General features: G+C 64.8%; 20 protein-coding genes. 6 read left to right on the top strand and 14 right to left on the bottom strand.

What is annotated here, in order from left to right:
• Window positions 1–30 precede the first annotated feature (30 nt).
• The 3 genes from J2R80_RS03860 to J2R80_RS03870 form a co-directional block, all read right to left on the bottom strand.
• On the bottom strand, window positions 31–1,695 hold the full coding sequence (locus J2R80_RS03860) for a thiamine pyrophosphate-binding protein (RefSeq protein ID WP_253637996.1): 1,665 nt from the start codon (window positions 1,693–1,695) through the stop codon (window positions 31–33).
• Window positions 1,696–1,904: 209 nt separating this feature from the next.
• Window positions 1,905–2,708: a dienelactone hydrolase family protein gene (locus J2R80_RS03865; protein WP_225163114.1), complete on the bottom strand. Its 804-nt coding sequence runs from the start codon at window positions 2,706–2,708 to the stop codon at window positions 1,905–1,907.
• 161 nt (window positions 2,709–2,869) lie between these two features.
• Window positions 2,870–3,847, bottom strand: coding sequence for a L,D-transpeptidase family protein (locus tag J2R80_RS03870; RefSeq protein ID WP_253637997.1), 978 nt, complete (start codon window positions 3,845–3,847; stop codon window positions 2,870–2,872).
• A gap of 223 nt (window positions 3,848–4,070) precedes the next feature.
• Here J2R80_RS03870 and J2R80_RS03875 point away from each other — a divergent pair, with 223 nt between their 5' ends.
• The 3 genes from J2R80_RS03875 to J2R80_RS03885 all read left to right on the top strand — a co-directional run bounded on the left by J2R80_RS03875 (window position 4,071) and on the right by J2R80_RS03885 (window position 6,443).
• Window positions 4,071–5,045, top strand: a complete 975-nt coding sequence (locus J2R80_RS03875; protein WP_253637998.1) for a lytic transglycosylase domain-containing protein — start codon at window positions 4,071–4,073, stop codon at window positions 5,043–5,045.
• 138 nt (window positions 5,046–5,183) lie between these two features.
• The gene (locus tag J2R80_RS03880) at window positions 5,184–5,810 is read left to right on the top strand and encodes a Crp/Fnr family transcriptional regulator (protein WP_076832668.1); all 627 of its coding nucleotides are present in this window, start codon (window positions 5,184–5,186) and stop codon (window positions 5,808–5,810) included.
• A gap of 360 nt (window positions 5,811–6,170) precedes the next feature.
• Window positions 6,171–6,443 (top strand): hypothetical protein, encoded by a 273-nt coding sequence (locus J2R80_RS03885; RefSeq protein WP_253637999.1) that lies wholly within the window; start codon window positions 6,171–6,173, stop codon window positions 6,441–6,443.
• Window positions 6,444–6,554: 111 nt separating this feature from the next.
• Here J2R80_RS03885 and J2R80_RS03890 read toward each other — a convergent pair whose 3' ends face one another.
• From J2R80_RS03890 to J2R80_RS03935, 10 genes are all read right to left on the bottom strand, one after another.
• On the bottom strand, window positions 6,555–7,589 hold the full coding sequence (locus J2R80_RS03890) for an ATP-grasp domain-containing protein (protein ID WP_050382451.1): 1,035 nt from the start codon (window positions 7,587–7,589) through the stop codon (window positions 6,555–6,557).
• Window positions 7,586–8,794, bottom strand: coding sequence for a putative zinc-binding metallopeptidase (locus J2R80_RS03895; protein WP_253638000.1), 1,209 nt, complete (start codon window positions 8,792–8,794; stop codon window positions 7,586–7,588). Before J2R80_RS03895 ends, J2R80_RS03890 begins: the two co-directional genes overlap by 4 nt.
• Window positions 8,795–8,802: 8 nt before the next feature.
• A complete protein-coding gene (locus J2R80_RS03900) occupies window positions 8,803–9,180 on the bottom strand; it encodes a hypothetical protein (RefSeq protein ID WP_253638001.1) in 378 nt (125 codons plus the stop codon).
• A gap of 198 nt (window positions 9,181–9,378) precedes the next feature.
• Window positions 9,379–10,662 carry an RNA polymerase sigma factor gene (locus tag J2R80_RS03905; RefSeq protein WP_057020111.1) on the bottom strand — a complete coding sequence of 428 codons (1,284 nt, stop codon included), beginning with the start codon at window positions 10,660–10,662 and terminating at the stop codon, window positions 9,379–9,381.
• An 89-nt stretch (window positions 10,663–10,751) separates the two neighbouring features.
• Window positions 10,752–11,147 (bottom strand): YciI family protein, encoded by a 396-nt coding sequence (locus J2R80_RS03910; RefSeq protein WP_057020112.1) that lies wholly within the window; start codon window positions 11,145–11,147, stop codon window positions 10,752–10,754.
• Window positions 11,148–11,529: 382 nt separating this feature from the next.
• Window positions 11,530–12,225 carry an AprI/Inh family metalloprotease inhibitor gene (locus J2R80_RS03915; protein WP_253638002.1) on the bottom strand — a complete coding sequence of 232 codons (696 nt, stop codon included), beginning with the start codon at window positions 12,223–12,225 and terminating at the stop codon, window positions 11,530–11,532.
• Window positions 12,225–13,208 (bottom strand): 2-hydroxyacid dehydrogenase, encoded by a 984-nt coding sequence (locus J2R80_RS03920; protein ID WP_253638003.1) that lies wholly within the window; start codon window positions 13,206–13,208, stop codon window positions 12,225–12,227. Before J2R80_RS03920 ends, J2R80_RS03915 begins: the two co-directional genes overlap by 1 nt.
• Window positions 13,208–13,996: an ABC transporter permease gene (locus tag J2R80_RS03925; protein ID WP_076832691.1), complete on the bottom strand. Its 789-nt coding sequence runs from the start codon at window positions 13,994–13,996 to the stop codon at window positions 13,208–13,210. The genes J2R80_RS03920 and J2R80_RS03925 overlap by 1 nt, the downstream gene beginning before the upstream one ends.
• Window positions 13,993–14,796, bottom strand: a complete 804-nt coding sequence (locus tag J2R80_RS03930) for an ABC transporter ATP-binding protein (RefSeq protein ID WP_253638004.1) — start codon at window positions 14,794–14,796, stop codon at window positions 13,993–13,995. Before J2R80_RS03930 ends, J2R80_RS03925 begins: the two co-directional genes overlap by 4 nt.
• Before the next feature lie 16 nt (window positions 14,797–14,812).
• Window positions 14,813–15,856, bottom strand: coding sequence for an ABC transporter substrate-binding protein (locus J2R80_RS03935; RefSeq protein ID WP_253638005.1), 1,044 nt, complete (start codon window positions 15,854–15,856; stop codon window positions 14,813–14,815).
• A gap of 144 nt (window positions 15,857–16,000) precedes the next feature.
• Here J2R80_RS03935 and J2R80_RS03940 point away from each other — a divergent pair, with 144 nt between their 5' ends.
• Window positions 16,001–16,807, top strand: coding sequence for a creatininase family protein (locus J2R80_RS03940; RefSeq protein ID WP_253625159.1), 807 nt, complete (start codon window positions 16,001–16,003; stop codon window positions 16,805–16,807).
• A gap of 144 nt (window positions 16,808–16,951) precedes the next feature.
• On the top strand, window positions 16,952–17,221 hold the full coding sequence (locus J2R80_RS03945) for a hypothetical protein (protein ID WP_253638006.1): 270 nt from the start codon (window positions 16,952–16,954) through the stop codon (window positions 17,219–17,221).
• Window positions 17,222–17,337: 116 nt separating this feature from the next.
• Here the strand turns inward: J2R80_RS03945 and J2R80_RS03950 are convergent, their stop codons facing one another.
• Complete coding sequence (locus J2R80_RS03950) at window positions 17,338–17,607, bottom strand: metal-sensing transcriptional repressor (RefSeq protein ID WP_016840607.1); 270 nt, start codon at window positions 17,605–17,607, stop codon at window positions 17,338–17,340.
• A gap of 340 nt (window positions 17,608–17,947) precedes the next feature.
• Between J2R80_RS03950 and J2R80_RS03955 the strand changes: the two genes are divergently transcribed.
• Window positions 17,948–18,211 carry a hypothetical protein gene (locus tag J2R80_RS03955; protein WP_253638007.1) on the top strand — a complete coding sequence of 88 codons (264 nt, stop codon included), beginning with the start codon at window positions 17,948–17,950 and terminating at the stop codon, window positions 18,209–18,211.
• Window positions 18,212–18,290: the final 79 nt, after the last annotated feature.

An 18,290-nucleotide genomic window follows, 5' to 3' on the forward strand; every position in this document is an offset into this window, starting at 1 on the left:
AAACCGCTTCGCACTTTTCCGGATCATGCTCTAGCGCTTGCCTTCGATTGCGATCTCGACGAGGTACGGCCGCTGCGCCGCGACAGCCTTTGCGACTGCACCGGCAATGTCGTCGGCCTTCTCGACCCTGACCGCCTCGACGCCCATGCCGGCCGCGAGATGCACGAAGTCGAGCGCGGGGCCGGTGATATCCATGTTCTGATAGGGATGCTGGGTGTCGGCTTCGAAATTCTGCCGCCAGACGTCCACATTGTGCTTGAGGATGCGGTACTCGCGGTTGGCCAGCACCACGAACACGATCGCAAGCTTGTGGTGCGCGGCGGTCCACAGCGCCTGGATCGCGTACATCGCCGAGCCGTCGCCGGAGATCGCGACCACCGGACGATCCGGCATCGCGACCTTGACGCCGATCGCGCCGGCGAGGCCCTGGCCGATGCCGCCGCCACGGCCGCCGAAATAATCGCCGAAGCCGCGATAGTCGAAGGCGCGCGCGAGATCGAGGCTCGCGGTGATGCTTTCATCGACGATGACGACATCATCGGGCAGGCCGCGACGAAGCTCCGCGGTGACACGCGGCATCGCGGTCGGCTGGCGGTCCCGGCTTTTCTCGACGCGTGCGCGATAGGCCTCCTTCTCCTTCGCCTGCAATTCGGCCAGCGCGGCATTGCGGTTCTGCGCGGCCTGCCTGAAGTCCTCGCCCGCCTTTGCACGCACCGCTTCCGACAAGACACCGACGCTGACGGCGATGTCGCCGACGATGCCGGCATCGAGCCGGTTGTTGAGCGCGAGGCGCTCGGCCGAGGCTTCGATCTGCAGCACGGACGCGCCGTCAGGGATGTGGCCACTAGGCGCAAACCAGATGTCCTCAAAGAACGGGCCGCCGATCAGCAGCACGAGATCGACGTCACCGAGCGCCTTGCGCACCTGCCTTGCGTCGCCCGGAAGCGACTGACGATAGCTCGGATGGCTGGTCGGGAACGGCGCGTGATGGCGGAGCCCCTCGAACCACACGGTGGCGCCGATCGCTTCCGTGAGCGCCACCAACGCCTGCTCGCCGCCCGATCGTGCCACGTCGTCGCCAGCGATGATGGCCGGCTTTTTCGACTTCAGAAGCAGCGCGACAAGCGCTTCGATGCCGGCCGGATCGGGGCGCGTCGAGCGCCACAAATTGTCCGGCGCCAGAGCATCGACCGCGGTCTCCTGTTCCATGACGTCGATCGGCAGCGACACGAACACCGGCCCCTGCGGCGCATCGGTCGCCACCTTGAACGCGCGGCGCATGATCGGCGCGATCTCGTCGGCGCGCTCGATCTGCACGCTCCACTTGGTCACCGGCGCCGCCATCGCGACGAGGTCATGGCCGAGCAGCGGATTCTTCAGCCGCATTCGCGTATCCTGCTGGCCGGCCGTCACGACCACGGGCGAACCCGCCTTCAGCGCGCCGTACAGCGAGCCGATGCCGTTGCCGAGGCCGGGAGCGACGTGCAGGTTCGCGACCGTGACACGCCCCGACGCCTGCGCGTAGAAGCTGGCGGCGCTGACCGCGACACCTTCATGCAGCGCCATGATGTATTCGAGTTGCGGAAATGCCGGCAGGCTGTCAAGCAGTGGCGTTTCGGTCGTGCCAGGATTGCCGAAGATATGACGCACGCCGTGCGACACGAACGATTCCATCAGCACACGACGCCCGCGCATTCGCTCCCTCTCGATTGTTCTGATCCGTTTTGCGCATCATCGGCCGGGGAGCGCCCCGTGGCAACCGTGCGAGACGGCCAGCATCCGCGCGCCCGGCTGCGTCTTCCGCATGGCTTCAAGGCGCAGCCGCGCCAGCGAGGCCGCGGCCCTGCCACTTCCGCGGCCGAACCAGCCAAAGAAAAGGGCCACCGTTTAGGTGGCCCTTTTGCTTATTTCTTGAGGTTGGCGGCAAACAGCTTTGCGGCTTCGGCCTTGGATTCCTGATCGGCCTTGGCGTCGTATCTGAGCGGCAAATTGAACTTCTTGCCGAGCTCGGTGGCTTCGGGGTTGGTGAACGCGTGAACCGCGCCGGGATACTCGACGATGCGGTAATCGGCCTTCGCGGCGTCGAAATCCTTCTTCAGCGCATCATACTGCTCGCGCTTCACGAACGGGTCGTCCGCGCCGTTCAGGATCAGGATTTTCGCCTTGACGGTGCCCGGCGCCGGTGCGGGGGTATTGAGACCGAGCGAGGCGTGGAAGCCCGCGACGGCGGCAAGATCGGCGCCAGTGCGCGCCATGTTCAGCACCACCGCGCCGCCGAAGCAGTAACCGACGGCGCCGATCCGCTGCGGATTGACCGAGGCCTGCTTGGCGAGTTGCTCGCGCGCGGCATTGAAGCGCTGCTCCATCACCTTCGGGTTCTTCATCACCGAGCCCGAGAGCGCGCCGGCATCCTTCGGGTTGTCGGCAGTCTTGGCGTCGCCGTACATATCCGCGATGAAGGCCACGTAGCCCTGCTCCGCGAACTTCCGCGCCTCGTTATGGATATGCGGGGTGATGCCCCACCATTCGTGCACCATGACGATGCCGGGCCGCTTGGCCTGGGTCGCGTCGTCATAGACGACGAAGCCCTTCATCGTGGTCTCGCCGTCGGTATAGGTGACCGGCTCTTCCTTGACCGCTGCGTGGGCGCTCGCGACCATCGCGATGGCGCAGAGTGCTCCCACTATGTTCGTTATGATCGTTCGCATGCTGACCTCCTGCGGGTTTGGCACGACGCGACATTGGCATACCAGCGAATCCTGCGCTAGGCTTGGAAAGCGGAGCCGCTTCGCTCGCCGGCTGCGCATCATCTCCCGAGCGCGCCAACATTTCTGTCGGTTGCTGATCTGTGAACGATGTTGCGTCAAGGTCAGCGCGTCGCCGTTGCTGAGCTTGTCGCGCTATCGATGAACGCAACCGGCGTGCCCTTCGCGACACCGGCCGCGACGCGCTGCGCGTCCCAGTTGGTGAGCCGGACGCAGCCGTGAGACTCCGCCTTGGAGACCTTGCCGGGATCGGGCGTGCCGTGAATGCCATAGCCTTCGCCCGAGAGGTTGATCCAGACCACACCGACCGGGTTGTTCGGACCGGGCCTGATCGTGAACGGCGTCTTCGACCTGACGCCCTTGAACGCGTATTTCGGATTGTAGCGATAGGTCGGGTTCTTGTTGATCGCCGTCACCTTGAGCGTTCCGCTCGGCGTCGGCTTCTCCGCGCTGCCGACGGTCGCAGGATAGAAGCCGAGCAGCTTACCTGCTGCATCGAACGTGCTGAGCGCCTGCCGCGTCTTGTCGACCTCGACGCGCGCGACCTGCGGCGGTTTTCCGGCGTCGACGACGTTGGCAACCGCAATGGTCTCGCCGGCCTTGTCGAACTTCTGTCCCGGATTGAGCGCCTGAAGCAGTGCCTCGCTCATGTGGAACTTTTCGGCGAGCGCTTCGCGCGGACTGGTATAGCCCAGCGCCGGCAGGCTCTTCATGCTCTCCATCCTCGCGGGAATCCTCTTCGCGAACGGCCCCTTCACGTCGGCGTCGACGATCGTGTAGCTGACGATCGCAGGCCCCTCGCTGGCGGTTGTGAGCCCGCTCCAGAGCTCCGGCGTCACCGCCTTGTCGAAGGACAATCCATTCGCGTCGGCAAACGCCCGGAGCGCCTTCTGCGCGTTGTCGCCCAGCTTGCCGTCGATCTCGCCGGGAGAAAAATGCGCGCGGTCGAGCAGGATCTCGAGCTTGGCAACGAAAGCGTTGAGCTGACCACGGTCCGGCAATTTTGCCGGCGGCGCCGCCACGTCGTTGATCGCGGCCGCATCAAGACCCGCGGCCACCGCCGGCGCGGCCGACACAAGCAAAAGTGCAATCGCAAAACGTGCAACGGAAAACGGTCGGAACATTCCCAACGCGATCATCTTCCGTAAAGCTACGGAAAGCGTCGAAGTTCCAATGCGAACAGCGGCGAAGTTCCACGGCGGAACAGCTGATTTCGCGGCTTCGCCGCAATCGACCCGCTAAAAAGTCGTGATCCGAAGTGCATTTGCGCGCAACTCACATCACAATTCAGGTCTCTGGAAGCAAATGCGATTTGTCATCGCGGCGCTTGCCGCGTTTCTTGTCTTGATGCTCGATTTCGATCGTTCGCCCGGCTCGATCAACGCCTCAACCCAAGCCCCGACATTCTCGCGCGACGCGACATCCGGCGCCGTTCCGTTTGCCGCGCGCTTTACCGAAAGCGCTGATGCCAGCGAGGCGCCCGCTGCGACGGACGCGGACAAGACGCCCGCGCCTGCGGCGCAGCCGAGCGATGCCGCGGCCGAGCCGCAGCTGTCCGCGATCGACAAATTCTGCCACAGCCTGAAGGACGCGGCGCAGGCGAGCGAAATCCCCGTTGCGTTCTTTGCGCGGCTGATCTGGCAGGAGAGCCGCTTTCGCTCGAACGAAATCAGCCATGCCGGTGCGCAGGGCGTTGCGCAGTTCATGCCGGAGACGGCGGCCGAAGTCGGGCTCGACGATCCCTTCGATCCGCTGCAGGCCTTGCCGGCATCCGCAAGACTGCTGCGCAAGCTGCGCGACGATTTCGGCAATCTCGGCCTGGCGGCGGCCGCCTACAATGCCGGCAGCGGCCGCGTCCAGAAATGGCTCGCCCGGCAAAGCGAGCTGCCGCGCGAGACCCGCGACTATGTCCGGATCATCACCGGCACCAAGGCGGAGGACTGGATCGAGCGTGCCGACACGCTCGCCATCCGCATCGACTTGCCGGGCGAAGCGCCGTGCGAAGGCATAGGCGGCCTCTCGAAGGCGAAGGATGTCGCCTTCGTCGCGGCGTCGCCGGCGTCCGCGGTGACGACGATCATCCGCAAGGCCGAGGCCGCGCGAGAGGCGGCAAGGTCGGTCGCCGGCCGCGCGCGCAAGCGGCTCGCGCTGCTGCTCAGAAAGAGCTCGCCGGGCGCGGCCCGGCTCGGCAAGGCGCGCCCGACCGTCGTCGCCGCCAAAACGAAATCCGGCAAGACCCGCGCCATTCACGTCGCCTCGCGCGCGCGTTCGTCGAGCTGAGGCCGCGTCACGACGCGTGCACCGCCGCAAGCGTGGGCCGGCGATATTTCCGTTCAGGAAACTGAGCGCACTGGTGTATGTTGCCGGTCGTTTTCAGATCGGTTTGCTTGCAATTTTCATTTCCCAGTGGGCGTTGTCATGACGTTGATCGATGGTTTGGGTTATCTGGCGTCGGCGCTTGTGTTGCTGACGTTCTGCATGAGTACGATGTTGAGCCTGCGCGCTGTCGCGATATTCAGCAATCTGGCATTCATCAGCTATGGATTGGGCGACCGGATCTACCCGGTGCTCATCCTGCATATCATTCTGCTGCCCCTGAACGTGGTGTTGCTGTTCCAGATGGTTCGGCTGCTTCGGAAAGCGAAGCGTGCTGCAGCGACGGACCTTTCTCCGAACTGGCTGCAGCCGTTCATGCAGCCGAAGCATCTCAAGGCGGGAGAAACGATCTTCCGGAAGGGCGACGACGCCGACCTGCTGTACATGGTCGTGTCCGGCGAGGTCAGGTTTCCCGAGATCGATCGCGGGGTATCGGCGGGTGAACTGTTCGGCGAGATCGGGCTGTTTTCGCTCGAGCGCCGCCGCACGCAAACCGCTCAAGCCGCGACCGATGTAGATCTGCTCTGGATCAGCGACAGCGCACTGAGGAAGCTGTGCGAGCGCAACCCGGGACTGTCGCTGTATTTCCTGCGCCTGACGGCGACGAGGATGACGGAAAACGCGGCCCGCGCGATCGGGGTCGGCGAGGTGGCGCCCAGTCCGGCGTAAGGTGCGCCGCCTCGCTTGCCGGCGCTACGGCGCGGACGACGCCGCAAGGCTCGGCAGCGGCGCAAACTGCATCTCTGCAACGGCCGAGCCGGCGTATGCACTGGCGATCAGGATCATGACTCGAATGGCGACGAACATGGTGCCTCCTCAGTCTTGTTGTTGGTCTTTCAATGCCAGAGACTTCTTTCCCGCCGGTGAGGAAAGCTGGTTGCCGCAACCTTGAAGGCATTGGTAAGCGGGCCGTTTACGCAAGCTTCTGTTCATGAGTTGGGAACCGTATCGGCCGATCGGCCTCGGCCCTAAACGCGCGGTTCACCGTCACCGGGCATTGTTCGCCTCAATCAAGAAGGCGCAAGCACAATGCCGATTTTCAGGACGATCCTTGTTGTCGTATCGATTTTTCTTGCCGGTTTGTACGTCTACGACAGCTGCCGCAGCGATGGGCTCGCCATGCCGGTTTCGGTAAACGGAATCCTTGCACGGCGCTGGCCGGAACCGGACGCTTTTCATCCGACGGCAGCCCCTGTTTTCGCGACCGCCGGCACCGTGACGCCGGCCGCGCGCGTTAGGGAAACGTTTGCGATGTTCATTCCCAAGGATGCGCGACGCCATCCGATGCAGCGCAGCCTTTAGAGCATGATCCGGAAAAGTGGAAACCGGTTTTCCGAAAAGATCATGCTCAAACAAGGAGATGAGATCATGATGCGATTCTGTGGAAACGCATCATGATCTAGCGGCCTCGAGTCAGCCCAGCGACGCGCCGGCCTTGGCGCGGCTTATTCCGAGCGTCACGATGCGCTGCAGGAGATCCGGATAGTCCAGCCCGTCATGCCCGGCGGCCGTCGCGAACTCCTGGCTCTTGGCGATTTCGGGGTTGGGATTGGCTTCGATGAAATACGGAACGCCATTGGTGGACAGGCGGAAGTCGATGCGCGCATAGCCATCGAGCCCCAGCGTCCGGTAGATGCGCTTCGCCAGCCGTTGGATATGGGCGGATAGTTCCGGCGTGAGATCCTCGGCCGGGCCGTCGACAATCCCGACGCGCTCCTGATAGCTGGTATCGTGCTTGACCTTTTCGGTGGCGATCTGGCGCGCAGCAGGGCCGCCCATGCTGCCGAATTTCAGTTCCCACACCGGCAGCACCCGCAGCCGGTTGTTGCCGAGCACGCCGACATAGAGCTCGCGTCCCTCGATGAACTGCTCGGCGATCGCGGCCGTTCCGATCCGCTCATGGATGAAGGCGACGCGCTCGGCGAGCTTCTCGTCGGTATCGACGATCGACGCCTGCGAGATGCCGAGCGATCCATCGCTGCTCAGGCTCTTGACGATCAGCGGCAGCTCGAGACGCGGCGGCCGCTTGACCTTGCGGCGCATCGGAAACACGGCGAAGGCCGGCACCGGGATCCGGCGATGGTGCACCAGCGTCTTGGACAGATCCTTGCCGCGCGCCAGGATCAGGCCGCGCGGGTTGCACCCGGTATAGGCGATCTTCATCAGCTCGAGATAGCTCGCGATGTGCTGGTCGTACACGACGTCGTAGTGAAACTCCTCCAGCAGCGTGAACACGACGTGCGGCTTGAAGCCCTCGATCTCGTCGCGCACCGGCTTGATTTCCTCCTGCACGCCGAGCGGACGTACCTCATGGCCGGCCGCGCGCAGGGTGCTGACGACGTCGTATTCCGTCTTCCACTCGTTGATCTCCCGCGCGCTGTATCCATCGCTGGAGTCGGGCGGCACACAATCCGGGTGCATCAGCACCAGAATGCGAAGCTGTTTCATAGCGCGATCCATTTCCGGCGCGACGGGCCGAACAGCGCGTGCATGGTCTTGGCGGTCAGCAGAATGGTGAAGTTTGTCACGAGCTTCTGCTCGGGGCCGACGGCACGCAGATTGAGCTCGCGGCAGCGCGAGATCATATCATCGAGCACGGCATCGAGCGTCAACTGGTTCTCGCCGGTCCACCGCGCCACCAGCTGCCTGATCTGGGCGCGGTGCCGCCTGATGAAGGCCGCGGCCGGCGGACGCCGATAATGCCGCGGATCGGCGGAGAACAGCTTGGAGAGATCGCGGTCGTAGGTCTTCGGCGGCGTGAAGGCGTAGAATGCCTGCTTCTTCCTGTAGTGCTCGGCGAGCGTTTGCTTGAGCGTATGCAGCGGATCGACCCGCTCGCGCGTCGGGAGCAGCGGCCGCTTGCCGGCGATCTCGCCCATCAGCTCGTCGACATATTCGAGCTTCTTCAGCGCGGGCCAGCCGGCATAGCGCGTCCGCCAGTTCGAGCGCGGCCGCAGCCACACCGCGAAGGTCTCGGCGAAGTCCTCATCCGGATGACTCTGCGCGTACCAGAGCCGAAGATGCTGGACATAATTGCGGCTGGCCGGATTGGGCCGGTAGTAGCGCGGATAGTGCTGCGACGACGGGCCGAACAGCTGCTGCCAGCGCCGGCGGCGCTGCAGCTGGTAGCCGTGCTGCACGGCGTGCCCCGCCTCGTGGCGGAGAATGGCCATGCACTCGGACCACGAGGCGCCCTCGACGTCGAGCATCATCTTCTTCTCGAGCTTCATCAGGCGGGGATGGGCGAGGTAGAACGGGATCGCGATGCCGGGCACATCTGCCGGGCTGAACCATTCGCTCGAGATCCATGTGTGCGGCCGCAACCGGATGCAGCGCTCCTCGAGCTCCTCATAGAGCGTATTCACACAATCGGCGAGCCAGGTGCCCTCGACGGCAACCCTCAGACGATTGAGCGGTTGCGCGAGCAACTGCTCGTCCGTCAGCTTTTCCCAGGCAAATTTGCGGCGCGGCATAGGCTTCCAAAGTCTAAAGCAAATCGGACTCTGGATGGTGTCATAGGTTGCCGCCGGCAACAACCGCCGGGCCTTCGCGGCGAGCCTCCGGCCAATGCCGGCATCGGGCCGGCCCGAGTGTCCGCCTTGGGCGGCGGGCAGCGCGCCGAGCCCGATTCGCCGGCGCAAGGCGACGCTCATCTGGCGTCCTAAGGCCTGACCCAGCGTTGCACGGCAGCGGCGGTGTCGGCCGGCCTGGTGTTGAAGCAGATGGCGGCATCGGGGGCGAGCCGGTGCACCAGATTGAGGATCGTCTCGAACAGCAAGAGCCGCTCCGGCGGCTCGCGCAGCCCGGCACCGATCACGACGCAGTCGTAGCGGCGCGCGTCGAGGGCCGCCGCCGTCACGGCTTCCGCCGTATCGCCGAGGTCGATCAGGCAGCTCTCGACGTCGTAGCCGAGCGTCCGCAGGCCCTCGATCTGCGCGTCGAGATAGCTGCGTACCAGTTCGGGCGTGAACTGCGGCATGACGGACAGATCGACGAAGGTAGGGTCGAGGCCGATCGCCAGCACGGATGGCTTCGTCATGGTGGCAGTTCCCGGTCCGAGAGAATTTCGTCCGAGCATGCCGCAGGTTTGAGTCGAAATCGCGGACACGACGACCCGCAGCAACCTTGTGAAGCCCGGGTGAGCGAAGCGACACCCGGGGTCGCTCGTGGCAAAGACCCGCATGTCGCTTCGCTCATGCGGGCTACATGGTTTCGCTCCGCCGGAATCGCGGAGCCGTCAGCGGCAGCCATGATCCTGCGCGGCACGCGCAGCGATTGCGGCGCGCCGCTTGAGGAACTCGCGCTCGCGCGAATTGCCGGCTAATGCGGCGGCGGCCTCGAACGCGGCATGCGCCTCCGCGAAACGGCTCAGCTTATTCAGCAGATCGCCGCGCACGCTCGGCAGCAGATGATAGGATTTCAGCGCCGGCTCATCGGTGAGGCCGTCGACGATCGCGAGCGCGGCAAGCGGCCCCTCGGCCATGCCGATCGCAACTGCGCGGTTGAGCTCGATCACGGGTGAATCCAAGAGCGCGGCGAGATCGCCGTACAGCGCGGCGATGCGGCGCCAGTCGGTCGCGTCCGGTGTTCCGGCTTCGGCGTGGCAGGCGGCGATCGCGGCCTGCAGCACATAGAAGCCGCCGGCGCCGCCGAGCTCGCGGGCACGCGCCAGCGCGAGCTGCCCGCGGCGGATCTGCAGGCGATCCCACCGCGCACGGTTCTGGTCCATCAGCAGGATCGGCTCACCGGACGCATCGGTGCGCGCCGCCATCCGCGAGGCGTTGAACTCCATCAGCGCCAGCAGGCCGTGCGCCTCCGGCTCCGATGGTGCGATCGAGGTCAGCACGCGGCCCATGCGCAGCGCCTCGTTGCAGAGCTGCGGCCGCAGCCATTCGTCGCCGCTTGCCGCGGTATAGCCCTCGTTGAAGATGAGGTAGACGACCTCGAGCACGGAGGCGAGCCGCTCGGACAGCTCCTCGCCACGCGGCGTCTCGTAGGCAAGGCCTGACTCCGACAACGTGCGCTTGGCGCGCACGATGCGCTGGGCGATGGTCGCCTCCGCCTGCAGGAAAGCGCGCGCGATCTCCTCGGTGGTGAGGCCGCAGATCATCCGAAGCGCCAGCGCGGCGCGCGCCTCCCGCGACAGGCGCGGATGGCAGGCGGTGAAGATCAGCCGCAGCAATTCGTCACCGATATCGTCGTCGAGCGCGGCATCGAAGTCGGGCATGGTCTCCTGCTCCCGCGCCAGGTCGTGCGCGATCACGCCGTGCTTCTCGGCCAGCATGCGATTGCGGCGCAGATGGTCGAGCGCGCGGCGTTTGGCCGTCGCCATCAGCCAGGCACCGGGCTTTTCCGGCACGCCATCGGCCGGCCAATGCTCGAGCGCGGCGACCAGCGCTTCCTGGGTCAGGTCCTCGGCGAGCGGCACGTCGCGCAGCATCCGCGACAGGCTGGTGATCAGCCGCGGCTGCTCGATGCGCCACACCGCAAGGATCGTGGCCTGGATGTCGGCGGCCGTCATCGCCGCCGACCTGGATTCTCGGCTTGACGCGTTTTCTTCACGCGAACCGGCGTCCACTTCGCTTGCGAACGCCCTGTTCGCGCGGCGCATCAGGCGCAGGCGGACACATCGACCTGACAGCCACCGTCGGCGCCCGGGGTGGCGAAGGGGCGAACCTCACAGGTTCCCTCCCAGCCCGGCATATGCTCCTTGTGCAGCTGCATGAACTCGACGGCGGCGGCGACCGCCTCTTCCTTGTTGCGGAGCTCGAAGATCGCGTAGCCGCCGATCATCTCCTTGGTCTCGACGAAGGGCCCGTCGACGACGTTGAGCTTGCCGTCGGTGATGCGGACCTGGGCGCCCATCGCTACCGGCAACAGCCCGCCGGTGTCGATCATGCGGCCCGCCTTGATTTCCCGCTCGGCAAGCCTGCCCATCGCCTCCATCAGAGCGGGCGTCGGCGGGCCCGGGGGCTGCGCGGAGGTGACGATATACATGAAGCGCATCGGAAAACTCCTGTTGGGCGAGACGCGGCGATGATCGCCGCAAGACCGGCTCGCTATGGGGAACGACGATCCGGGAGGGGGTGAATCGACATGGGAAAGGGAATTTTTTTCGGGCAGAAGCAAATCCTTGTCGTCCCTGCGAAAGCAGGGTCCCATAACCACTGGGTTGAGTTGCTGAAGCGAGCCATGGCCACAGCCGCGCAAAACCAACCGGCATCGTGGCTATGGGTCCCTGCTCCCGTGCGCAATTGCGCACTAGGCGCGGACGACACGGAGCTTGTGGCAATCCCGTAGCCGGGTGAGCGAAGCGATACCCGGGGAATGCACCGGCGAAATCCCGCATATCGCTTGCGCTCATGCGGGCTATGAAGCCAGCCCCGACCTACTGCTCCCGCAGCATGATCAGCGGATCGGCGCTGTCCGGGACACGGCGCCACTGGGCGTTGTCGTCGGCCTCGAACTGCCAGGTCTCGCCTTTGGCCGACATCAGGATCATCTGGCCGTGATCGAGCCGCCACATGGTCGGGTTGAAGGCCGCAACCGCGGGATCGCATTTGCCTTTCAGGAACACCTGGAAATTGTCGTTGCCGGCGTCGGTGTTGGTCAGCACCAGCGTGCAGATCGCCTGGCCGTTGCCGCGCACCATCGACCAGTCGCCGATCATCTGGTCCATCGATTTGGCGAGCGAGCGCGCCGCGGCAAGGTTTTGCAGGATGTAGACGCCCTCGTTGGTGCGCATCCCTTCGAAGATGCCGGTTTCGACCTCGGTGAAATCGATCACGGTCTCGCCGGCGGCATTGTGCAGCCGCACGATGTCGCCGAGGCCCTTGATGCTCCAGCCGGTGATGTCCTTGGTGAAGGGCAGCGCGGCGGCGCAGGCGGGCTCGAGCTCGAGCTTGAAGCCTTGCGGCGCCGTATCGCCCTTCAGCGTCACGACGCAGGTCTTGCTGCGCTCGGTGGTGGCGAGCTCCCACTGCCCGATCATGTCCTTCTTCAACGTCGTGACGTCCTGCGCCGCTGCCGGACCGCAAGCGGCCAGCAGCAGACACAGCACGGCGTTGAAGCGGGACAACGACATCAGCGATCCTTGACCGGCGTTTCGGCAACCGGCGTCAGCGGCGGCTTGCCGGCGAACCAGTTCTTGATATTGTCGACCACGAGCTGGTCCATCGCGTTGCGCGTCACCACCGAGGCCGAGCCGATATGCGGCAGCAGCACGACGTTCTGCATCGCCTTCAATTCGTCGGGCACGTTCGGTTCGGCCGCGAACACGTCGAGACCGGCGGCCAGGATGGTGCCGGACTTCAGCGCCGCGACCAGCGCCGGCTCGTCAACCACCGAGCCGCGCGCGACATTGATCAGCACGCCGCGGGGACCGAGCGCCTTCAAGACGTCGGCATTGATCATCTTCGCCGTCGAGGCGCCGCCCGGCACGATGACGATCAAGGTGTCGACCGCCTTCGCCATCTCGATCAGATCGGGATAGTGCTTGTAGGAGACGTCCTTGGACGGATTGCGCGAGTGATAGGACACCGGCACCCGCGAGGCTTCAAGACGGCGCCCGATCGCCTGGCCGATCCGGCCCATGCCGACGATGCCGATCTTGCGGTCGCGCAGCGAGCCGACGCTGAGCGGATAATTCTGGGTCTGCCACAGCCCGGAGCGCACGTAGCGGTCGGCCTTGACGAATTCGCGCAACGTCGCGATCAACAGGCCCATCGCGACATCGGCGACCTCCTCGGTCAGCACGTCGGGCGTATTGGTGACCACGATATTGTGATCGCGCGCATAGGCGGAATCGACGTGGTCGTAGCCGACGCCGAAGCTGCCGACGATCTCGAGCTTCGGAAACATCGCCAGCGCGGTCTTGTCGGTCGCCATCGTGTGATAAGTGACGGCGATGCCGCGGATCTTGGCCATCGTATCGGGCGTCAGCCGCTCGAGGTCGCCGCGGCTCTCCGCGCGGTGCAGCACGTATTGATCGGGAAAGCCGTTTTCGAGGATTGGCCGGATCGGTCCATAGATCAACAGATCGATCTTTTCGGAAGAAATCGGGGCCATCAACTGTCCTTTCCTAACGCGCTTTCATGCCAACGCCGCAACAACAAATGCGAAACTAGCGCCAGCAACCCATAAATGACAATCCCGGCCAGCGATAGCAGCAGAAGTGCTGCGAACATGCGGGGAATATTCAGCCGGTAGCCTGATTCAGCGATCCGGAAGGCGAGGCCCGAGCCGGCGCCGGCGCTGCCCGCCGCGATCTCCGCGACCACGGCGCCGATCAGCGACAGCCCGCCGGCGATGCGCAGACCGCCGAGGATATAGGGCAGCGCCGCGGGCAGCTTCAGGAACAGCAGCGTCTGCAGCTGTGAAGCGCCATAAAGTTGAAACAATCCGGCGAGGTTGCGATCCACCGAATTGAGGCCGAGCGTCGTGTTCGACAGCACCGGAAAGAACGCCACGATCCAGGCGCAGACGATCACCGCGGTCTGCTGCTGCAGATAGATCAGGAGCAGCGGCGCGATCGCGATAACGGGCGTGACCTGCAGCACCACCGCATAGGGAAACAGCGAATACTCCAGCCATTTCGACTGGTTGAACAATAGCGCCAGCACGATGCCGCCGACTGCCGCGGCAACGAAGCCTTCGAGCGTGGTCAGCAGCGTGACGCCGAGCGATTGCGACAGGATGGGCCAGTCCGCAACCAGCGTCTTCAGCACCAACAGCGGGCTCGGCAGCACGTAAGGTTGGATGCCATAGCCGCGGACGATGGCTTCCCAGAGCAGGAGGCCAGCGGCGAACACCGCAAGCGGCAGCAGAAAACGGACGAGGTCTTGCGGAGATTTCATGCGCCCGCCTGCCCTGCATAGGATGGCGCCAACGCGCTGGAGACCTCGCGGCAGAACGCGGCGTATTCGGCCGACGTGCGGAACTCCTCGCCGCGCGGTTCCGGCGAGGTGATGCGAAACTCGGCGCCGATCCGGCCCGGGCGCGCGGTCATCACGATCACGCGCTCGGAAAGATAGACCGACTCGAACACGGAGTGCGTCACGAAGATGACGGTCTTGTGCAGGGTGCGCCACAGCGACAGCAGGTCGTTGTTGAGGCGAAACCGCGTGATCTCGTCGAGCGCCGCGAACGGCTCGTCCATCAAGAGGACATCCGGATCGGTGACCAACGCGCGCGCCAGCGACACCCGCATCTTCATGCCGCCGGACAATTCGCGCGGATAGGCCGTCGCGAACTCCACAAGCCCGACCTGATCCAGCGCCGCATCGATGCGCGCATCGGCGTCGGTCGCAGGCAGCCGGGCAAGCTTCAGCGGCAGGCGGACATTGTCGCGCACGGTAGCCCACGGCATCAGGGTCGGCTCCTGAAATACGAAGCCGATGCGGTGGCTGCCGCGCTGCTCCGCGCCATGATGCGAGACCTCGACCGTGCCGGCGCTTGGCGTGGCGAGACCCGCAATCAGCCGCAGCGCGGTGGATTTGCCGCAACCGGAGGGCCCGAGCAGCGAGACGAACTCGCCGCGCCTCACGTCGAGGTCGAGCGGCCCGAGTGCCCTCACGCCGCTGTCATAGGTCTTGCTGACGCCGCGCAGGCGCACAGCCGACGCTGCATCAGATCCAGACAACGCAGGCTCCGCCATCGCCCGTCCGCACCCGTCAGTTCTTCGGCCGGAGCTCGGCGCCGACAGCCTTGTTGACGAAGCGCAGCGTGTAGCCCTGGCGATAGTCGATAGCGCTCTTGACCACGCCGGCGCGCACCATCTTGTCGAAGAAGCTCGCCATCCGCTCATCGGTCATGGCGCCGATGCCGTTCTTGATGGAATCGCCGGAATCGACGATGCCGTGCTCGCGCATCTTGGCGACGCAATAGGAGAGCAGCTCGTCGTTCATGTCGGGATTGAGCTTCTTGATCATCGCATTGCCGGCCGAGTTGTCGCCGTAGACGTAGTGGTACCAGCCGACGATCGAGGCATCGACGAAGCGCTGCACGAGGTCAGGCTTCTTGTCGACCAGGTCGCGGCGGGTCTCGATCAGCGTCGAGTAGGAGTTGAAGCCGTAATCGGCGAGCAGCAGCACGTTCGGCTTGAAGCCGGCGGCTTTCTCGACCGCGAAAGGCTCCGAGGTGACGTAGCCCTGCATCGCGGTCTGCTTGTTCACGATGAAGGGCTGCGGGTTGAAGGTGTAGGGCTTCACCTTGTTCTCGTCGAAACCGTATTCGGACTTCAGCCACTGGAAGTAGCTGGTGATGCCCTCCTTCGAAATCAAAAGCGTGAGCGGCTTCAGATCCTCGATCTTTGCGACCTTGACCTCGGGATGGGTCAGGAAGACCTGGGGGTCCTTCTGGAACATGGCGGCGACAGCGACCAGCGGCACGTTGTTGGTGACGGCGTCGAAGGTCTGCAGCGAGTTCGCGCTCATGAAGAAGTCGAGCTTGCCCGCGATCAGCAGCATCCGGTTGTTCTCGTTGGGACCGCCCGGCACGATGGTGACGTCGAGGCCGTATTTCTTGTAGGTGCCGTCGGCGAGCGCCTGGAAGAAACCGCCATGCTCTCCCTCGGCGACCCAATTGGTGCCGAACGAGACTTTGTCCAAGATATTGTCTGAGGTCTGCGCCTGCGCCGGGGCAAGCGTCGCGGCAACGCAAAGCGCGGCGGTCAGAAGGCTTGTGGTTAACGCTCGCAGCAAAAAGGCCGGGATCATGGTTGGACTCCGTCGATCATTATGGCCCATGATGGAAGGCGGAAAGACGTGGACCGCGCCCGGAGACGCGAACCCGTTATGATGTTAAACAAACTAGCCTGCAAATCCATCCCGTGAAACGCTTGTATTGAAACGACCGGCTTGATGACTTCTCAGCTTCCACCCCGCGACTGGACCGCCATCCACTGGCCCGATATCGCCAGGGATACGGCCGCGCGCTGGATTGCGGTGCTGCCGCTGGCCGCGACCGAGCAGCACGGGCCGCATCTGCCGCTCGGAACCGACGTCATGATCGGCGAGGCCTATCTTTCGCGGGTGCGAGAGTTGCTGCCGGCGCCCACTCCCGCCACGTTCCTGCCGTTGCAGCCGGTCGGCATCTCAACCGAGCACATCGATTTTCCGGGTACCTTGACCTTGCCGACCAACGTGGCGCTGAAGAGCTGGATGGCGCTCGGCGAGAGCGTGGCGCGCGCAGGCGTCAGGAAGCTCGTGATCGTGACCAGCCATGGCGGCAATTCCGCCGCGATGCAGCTGGTGGCGCAGGATCTGCGCGCGCACCATCAGATGCTGGTGGTGACCACGAGCTGGTCGCGCTTCGGCGCGCCCGACGGGCTGTTCGATGCCGGCGAACTGCGCCACGGCATCCATGGCGGCGCGGTCGAGACCTCGATCATGCTGGCGAAATATCCGCACGCCGTGCGCAAGGACGCGATCGCGGACTTCAAGCCGGCCAGCGTGCGGATCGAGAAGGATCATCGCTTTCTGTCGACGCAGCGGCCGGCGCCGTTCGCCTGGCAGGCGCAGGACCTCAATCCGAGCGGCGCGATCGGCGATGCGACCAAGGCCTCGGCCGAGAAGGGCGAGAAGCTGATCGAGCACGGCGCGCGCGCGTTCTGCGAGCTGCTCGCCGATGTCGACAGGTTCGATCCCGGCGTATTTCGCGGCAAATGACCGCGATTGCTTCGTCCTGACAAGCGCGACGAAACAATTCGCGAAACCATATTTCCGCCCCGATCTTCGAACCGGAACCGGACAGCCTCCGTCCAACGGGCATGCGGACCACACCGGCGCCGCCCACACAGGATGGAGTATTCCATGTCGATCAAGACCAAGTTCGCCGCCCTCGCCCTCACCGCGCTCGCCGTGACCGGCACCGTCGCGTCCACGACGTCGCAGGCTGAAGCGAAGCCCTATGGCTGGGGCTGGGGCGTTGGCGCAGGTCTCGTCGGCGCCGCCGTTGTCGGCAGCGCAATCGCGGCCAGCGACGGCTATTACTACGGCGGTGGCTATCGGCGCTGCGGCTGGGTGCGCCAGTTCGACGCCTACGGCAATTACATCGGCCGCGTGCGCAGCTGCTCCTACTGATCGACGCAATTCCTAAGGTTGCGGATCCTGCGTTCGGCGCGGGTCCTCATCCACCCCGTGTCGCAACCGACCCGTCCGGCGATCCCCCCGGGCGGGTCAATTCTTGAACGCAGCGATCACAGATACTTCGCGACCAGCCTGAAATCGCGCAGCACGGCTCGCCCTTTCGGCCCCGATGCCTTCAGCGTCTCCTCCAGGCTGTGACCGATGTGATCGTGGATCAGCGCCTTCTTGGCGCTCTCGATCGCGCTCTCCACCGCCTGCAATTGCTGGGCGATCTGCGCACAAGGCCGGCCCTGCTCGATCATCTCGACGATGGTGTCGAGATGGCCGTTGGCGCGCTTCAGGCGCCTGGCGATCGCAGCGTGCGGATGGTCGTCGGACATCTGGCTCTCCTATCCTCCGGGGAGGATAGCTATGATCCTCCCCGGAGGATAGCCGAATCGACTTGACAGGCCATTGTCGCGGGCGTAGCGCCCGATGGCGGGAACGTTCGTTCCGCCCCCGGGGTTCTGGCCCCGGAGACAAGTCGATCCACGAGCCAGCACAGAAGGCACATGGGCAGTAGCAACTCAGGCGACAGTAGTCCGGCGATGCCGGGACTGGTGACGCCGCAACACAGCAAGACTGATCGCGCAGATCTCGCCTGCGTGGACGGGTGGTCGCGCCCAAGCTGACCACTGCTCCTCACCGGCCTGCCGCGACCAGCGGAAGTGGAGGTGAGCGATGTTCGAAAAGCTCGCAAAATTCCGGCAAGCAAGCCCGCGGCGCGTTGTCGAGCCGCGGCGCATGCCGCCGCCGGCCGTCATTCATTGCAATGACAACCTGCCGGGCTTTCGCCGCCTGGCGGATCGTCGCCGGCGTCCAACCCCGGCCTGTCATTGGGTCCTGATCGACGGCCGCCTGGAATGCCGTTGGATCGTCGACGACAGGGGCGGTGATCTCGATCAGCAGCGACGCGCCGCAGCGAAGCCACGGCTGTGCGCTTAGGCCGACCGTGAGGGCGGGCTTGATAACGACAGTGCTGGCCGCTCCCTCTCCCCGTTCTTGCAGGGAGAGGGTGGGGGTG

The sequence above is a fragment of the Bradyrhizobium sp. USDA 4541 genome (assembly GCF_024171085.1).
In the GTDB taxonomy this organism is placed as follows: domain Bacteria; phylum Pseudomonadota; class Alphaproteobacteria; order Rhizobiales; family Xanthobacteraceae; genus Bradyrhizobium; species Bradyrhizobium australafricanum.

Bases quoted from the DNA above. Each gene is read 5' to 3' on its own strand.
- J2R80_RS03860 (WP_253637996.1), bottom strand. From the start codon at position 1,695: ATGCGCGGGCGTCGTGTGCTGATGGAATCGTTCGTGTCGCACGGCGTG.
- J2R80_RS03865 (WP_225163114.1), bottom strand. From the start codon at position 2,708: ATGCGAACGATCATAACGAACATAGTGGGAGCACTCTGCGCCATCGCG.
- J2R80_RS03875 (WP_253637998.1), top strand. From the start codon at position 4,071: ATGCGATTTGTCATCGCGGCGCTTGCCGCGTTTCTTGTCTTGATGCTC.
- J2R80_RS03880 (WP_076832668.1), top strand. From the start codon at position 5,184: ATGACGTTGATCGATGGTTTGGGTTATCTGGCGTCGGCGCTTGTGTTG.
- J2R80_RS03885 (WP_253637999.1), top strand. From the start codon at position 6,171: ATGCCGATTTTCAGGACGATCCTTGTTGTCGTATCGATTTTTCTTGCC.
- J2R80_RS03890 (WP_050382451.1), bottom strand. From the start codon at position 7,589: ATGAAACAGCTTCGCATTCTGGTGCTGATGCACCCGGATTGTGTGCCG.
- J2R80_RS03895 (WP_253638000.1), bottom strand. From the start codon at position 8,794: ATGAGCGTCGCCTTGCGCCGGCGAATCGGGCTCGGCGCGCTGCCCGCC.
- J2R80_RS03900 (WP_253638001.1), bottom strand. From the start codon at position 9,180: ATGACGAAGCCATCCGTGCTGGCGATCGGCCTCGACCCTACCTTCGTC.
- J2R80_RS03905 (WP_057020111.1), bottom strand. From the start codon at position 10,662: ATGACGGCCGCCGACATCCAGGCCACGATCCTTGCGGTGTGGCGCATC.
- J2R80_RS03910 (WP_057020112.1), bottom strand. From the start codon at position 11,147: ATGCGCTTCATGTATATCGTCACCTCCGCGCAGCCCCCGGGCCCGCCG.
- J2R80_RS03915 (WP_253638002.1), bottom strand. From the start codon at position 12,225: ATGTCGTTGTCCCGCTTCAACGCCGTGCTGTGTCTGCTGCTGGCCGCT.
- J2R80_RS03920 (WP_253638003.1), bottom strand. From the start codon at position 13,208: ATGGCCCCGATTTCTTCCGAAAAGATCGATCTGTTGATCTATGGACCG.
- J2R80_RS03925 (WP_076832691.1), bottom strand. From the start codon at position 13,996: ATGAAATCTCCGCAAGACCTCGTCCGTTTTCTGCTGCCGCTTGCGGTG.
- J2R80_RS03930 (WP_253638004.1), bottom strand. From the start codon at position 14,796: ATGGCGGAGCCTGCGTTGTCTGGATCTGATGCAGCGTCGGCTGTGCGC.
- J2R80_RS03935 (WP_253638005.1), bottom strand. From the start codon at position 15,856: ATGATCCCGGCCTTTTTGCTGCGAGCGTTAACCACAAGCCTTCTGACC.
- J2R80_RS03940 (WP_253625159.1), top strand. From the start codon at position 16,001: ATGACTTCTCAGCTTCCACCCCGCGACTGGACCGCCATCCACTGGCCC.
- J2R80_RS03945 (WP_253638006.1), top strand. From the start codon at position 16,952: ATGTCGATCAAGACCAAGTTCGCCGCCCTCGCCCTCACCGCGCTCGCC.
- J2R80_RS03950 (WP_016840607.1), bottom strand. From the start codon at position 17,607: ATGTCCGACGACCATCCGCACGCTGCGATCGCCAGGCGCCTGAAGCGC.
- J2R80_RS03955 (WP_253638007.1), top strand. From the start codon at position 17,948: ATGTTCGAAAAGCTCGCAAAATTCCGGCAAGCAAGCCCGCGGCGCGTT.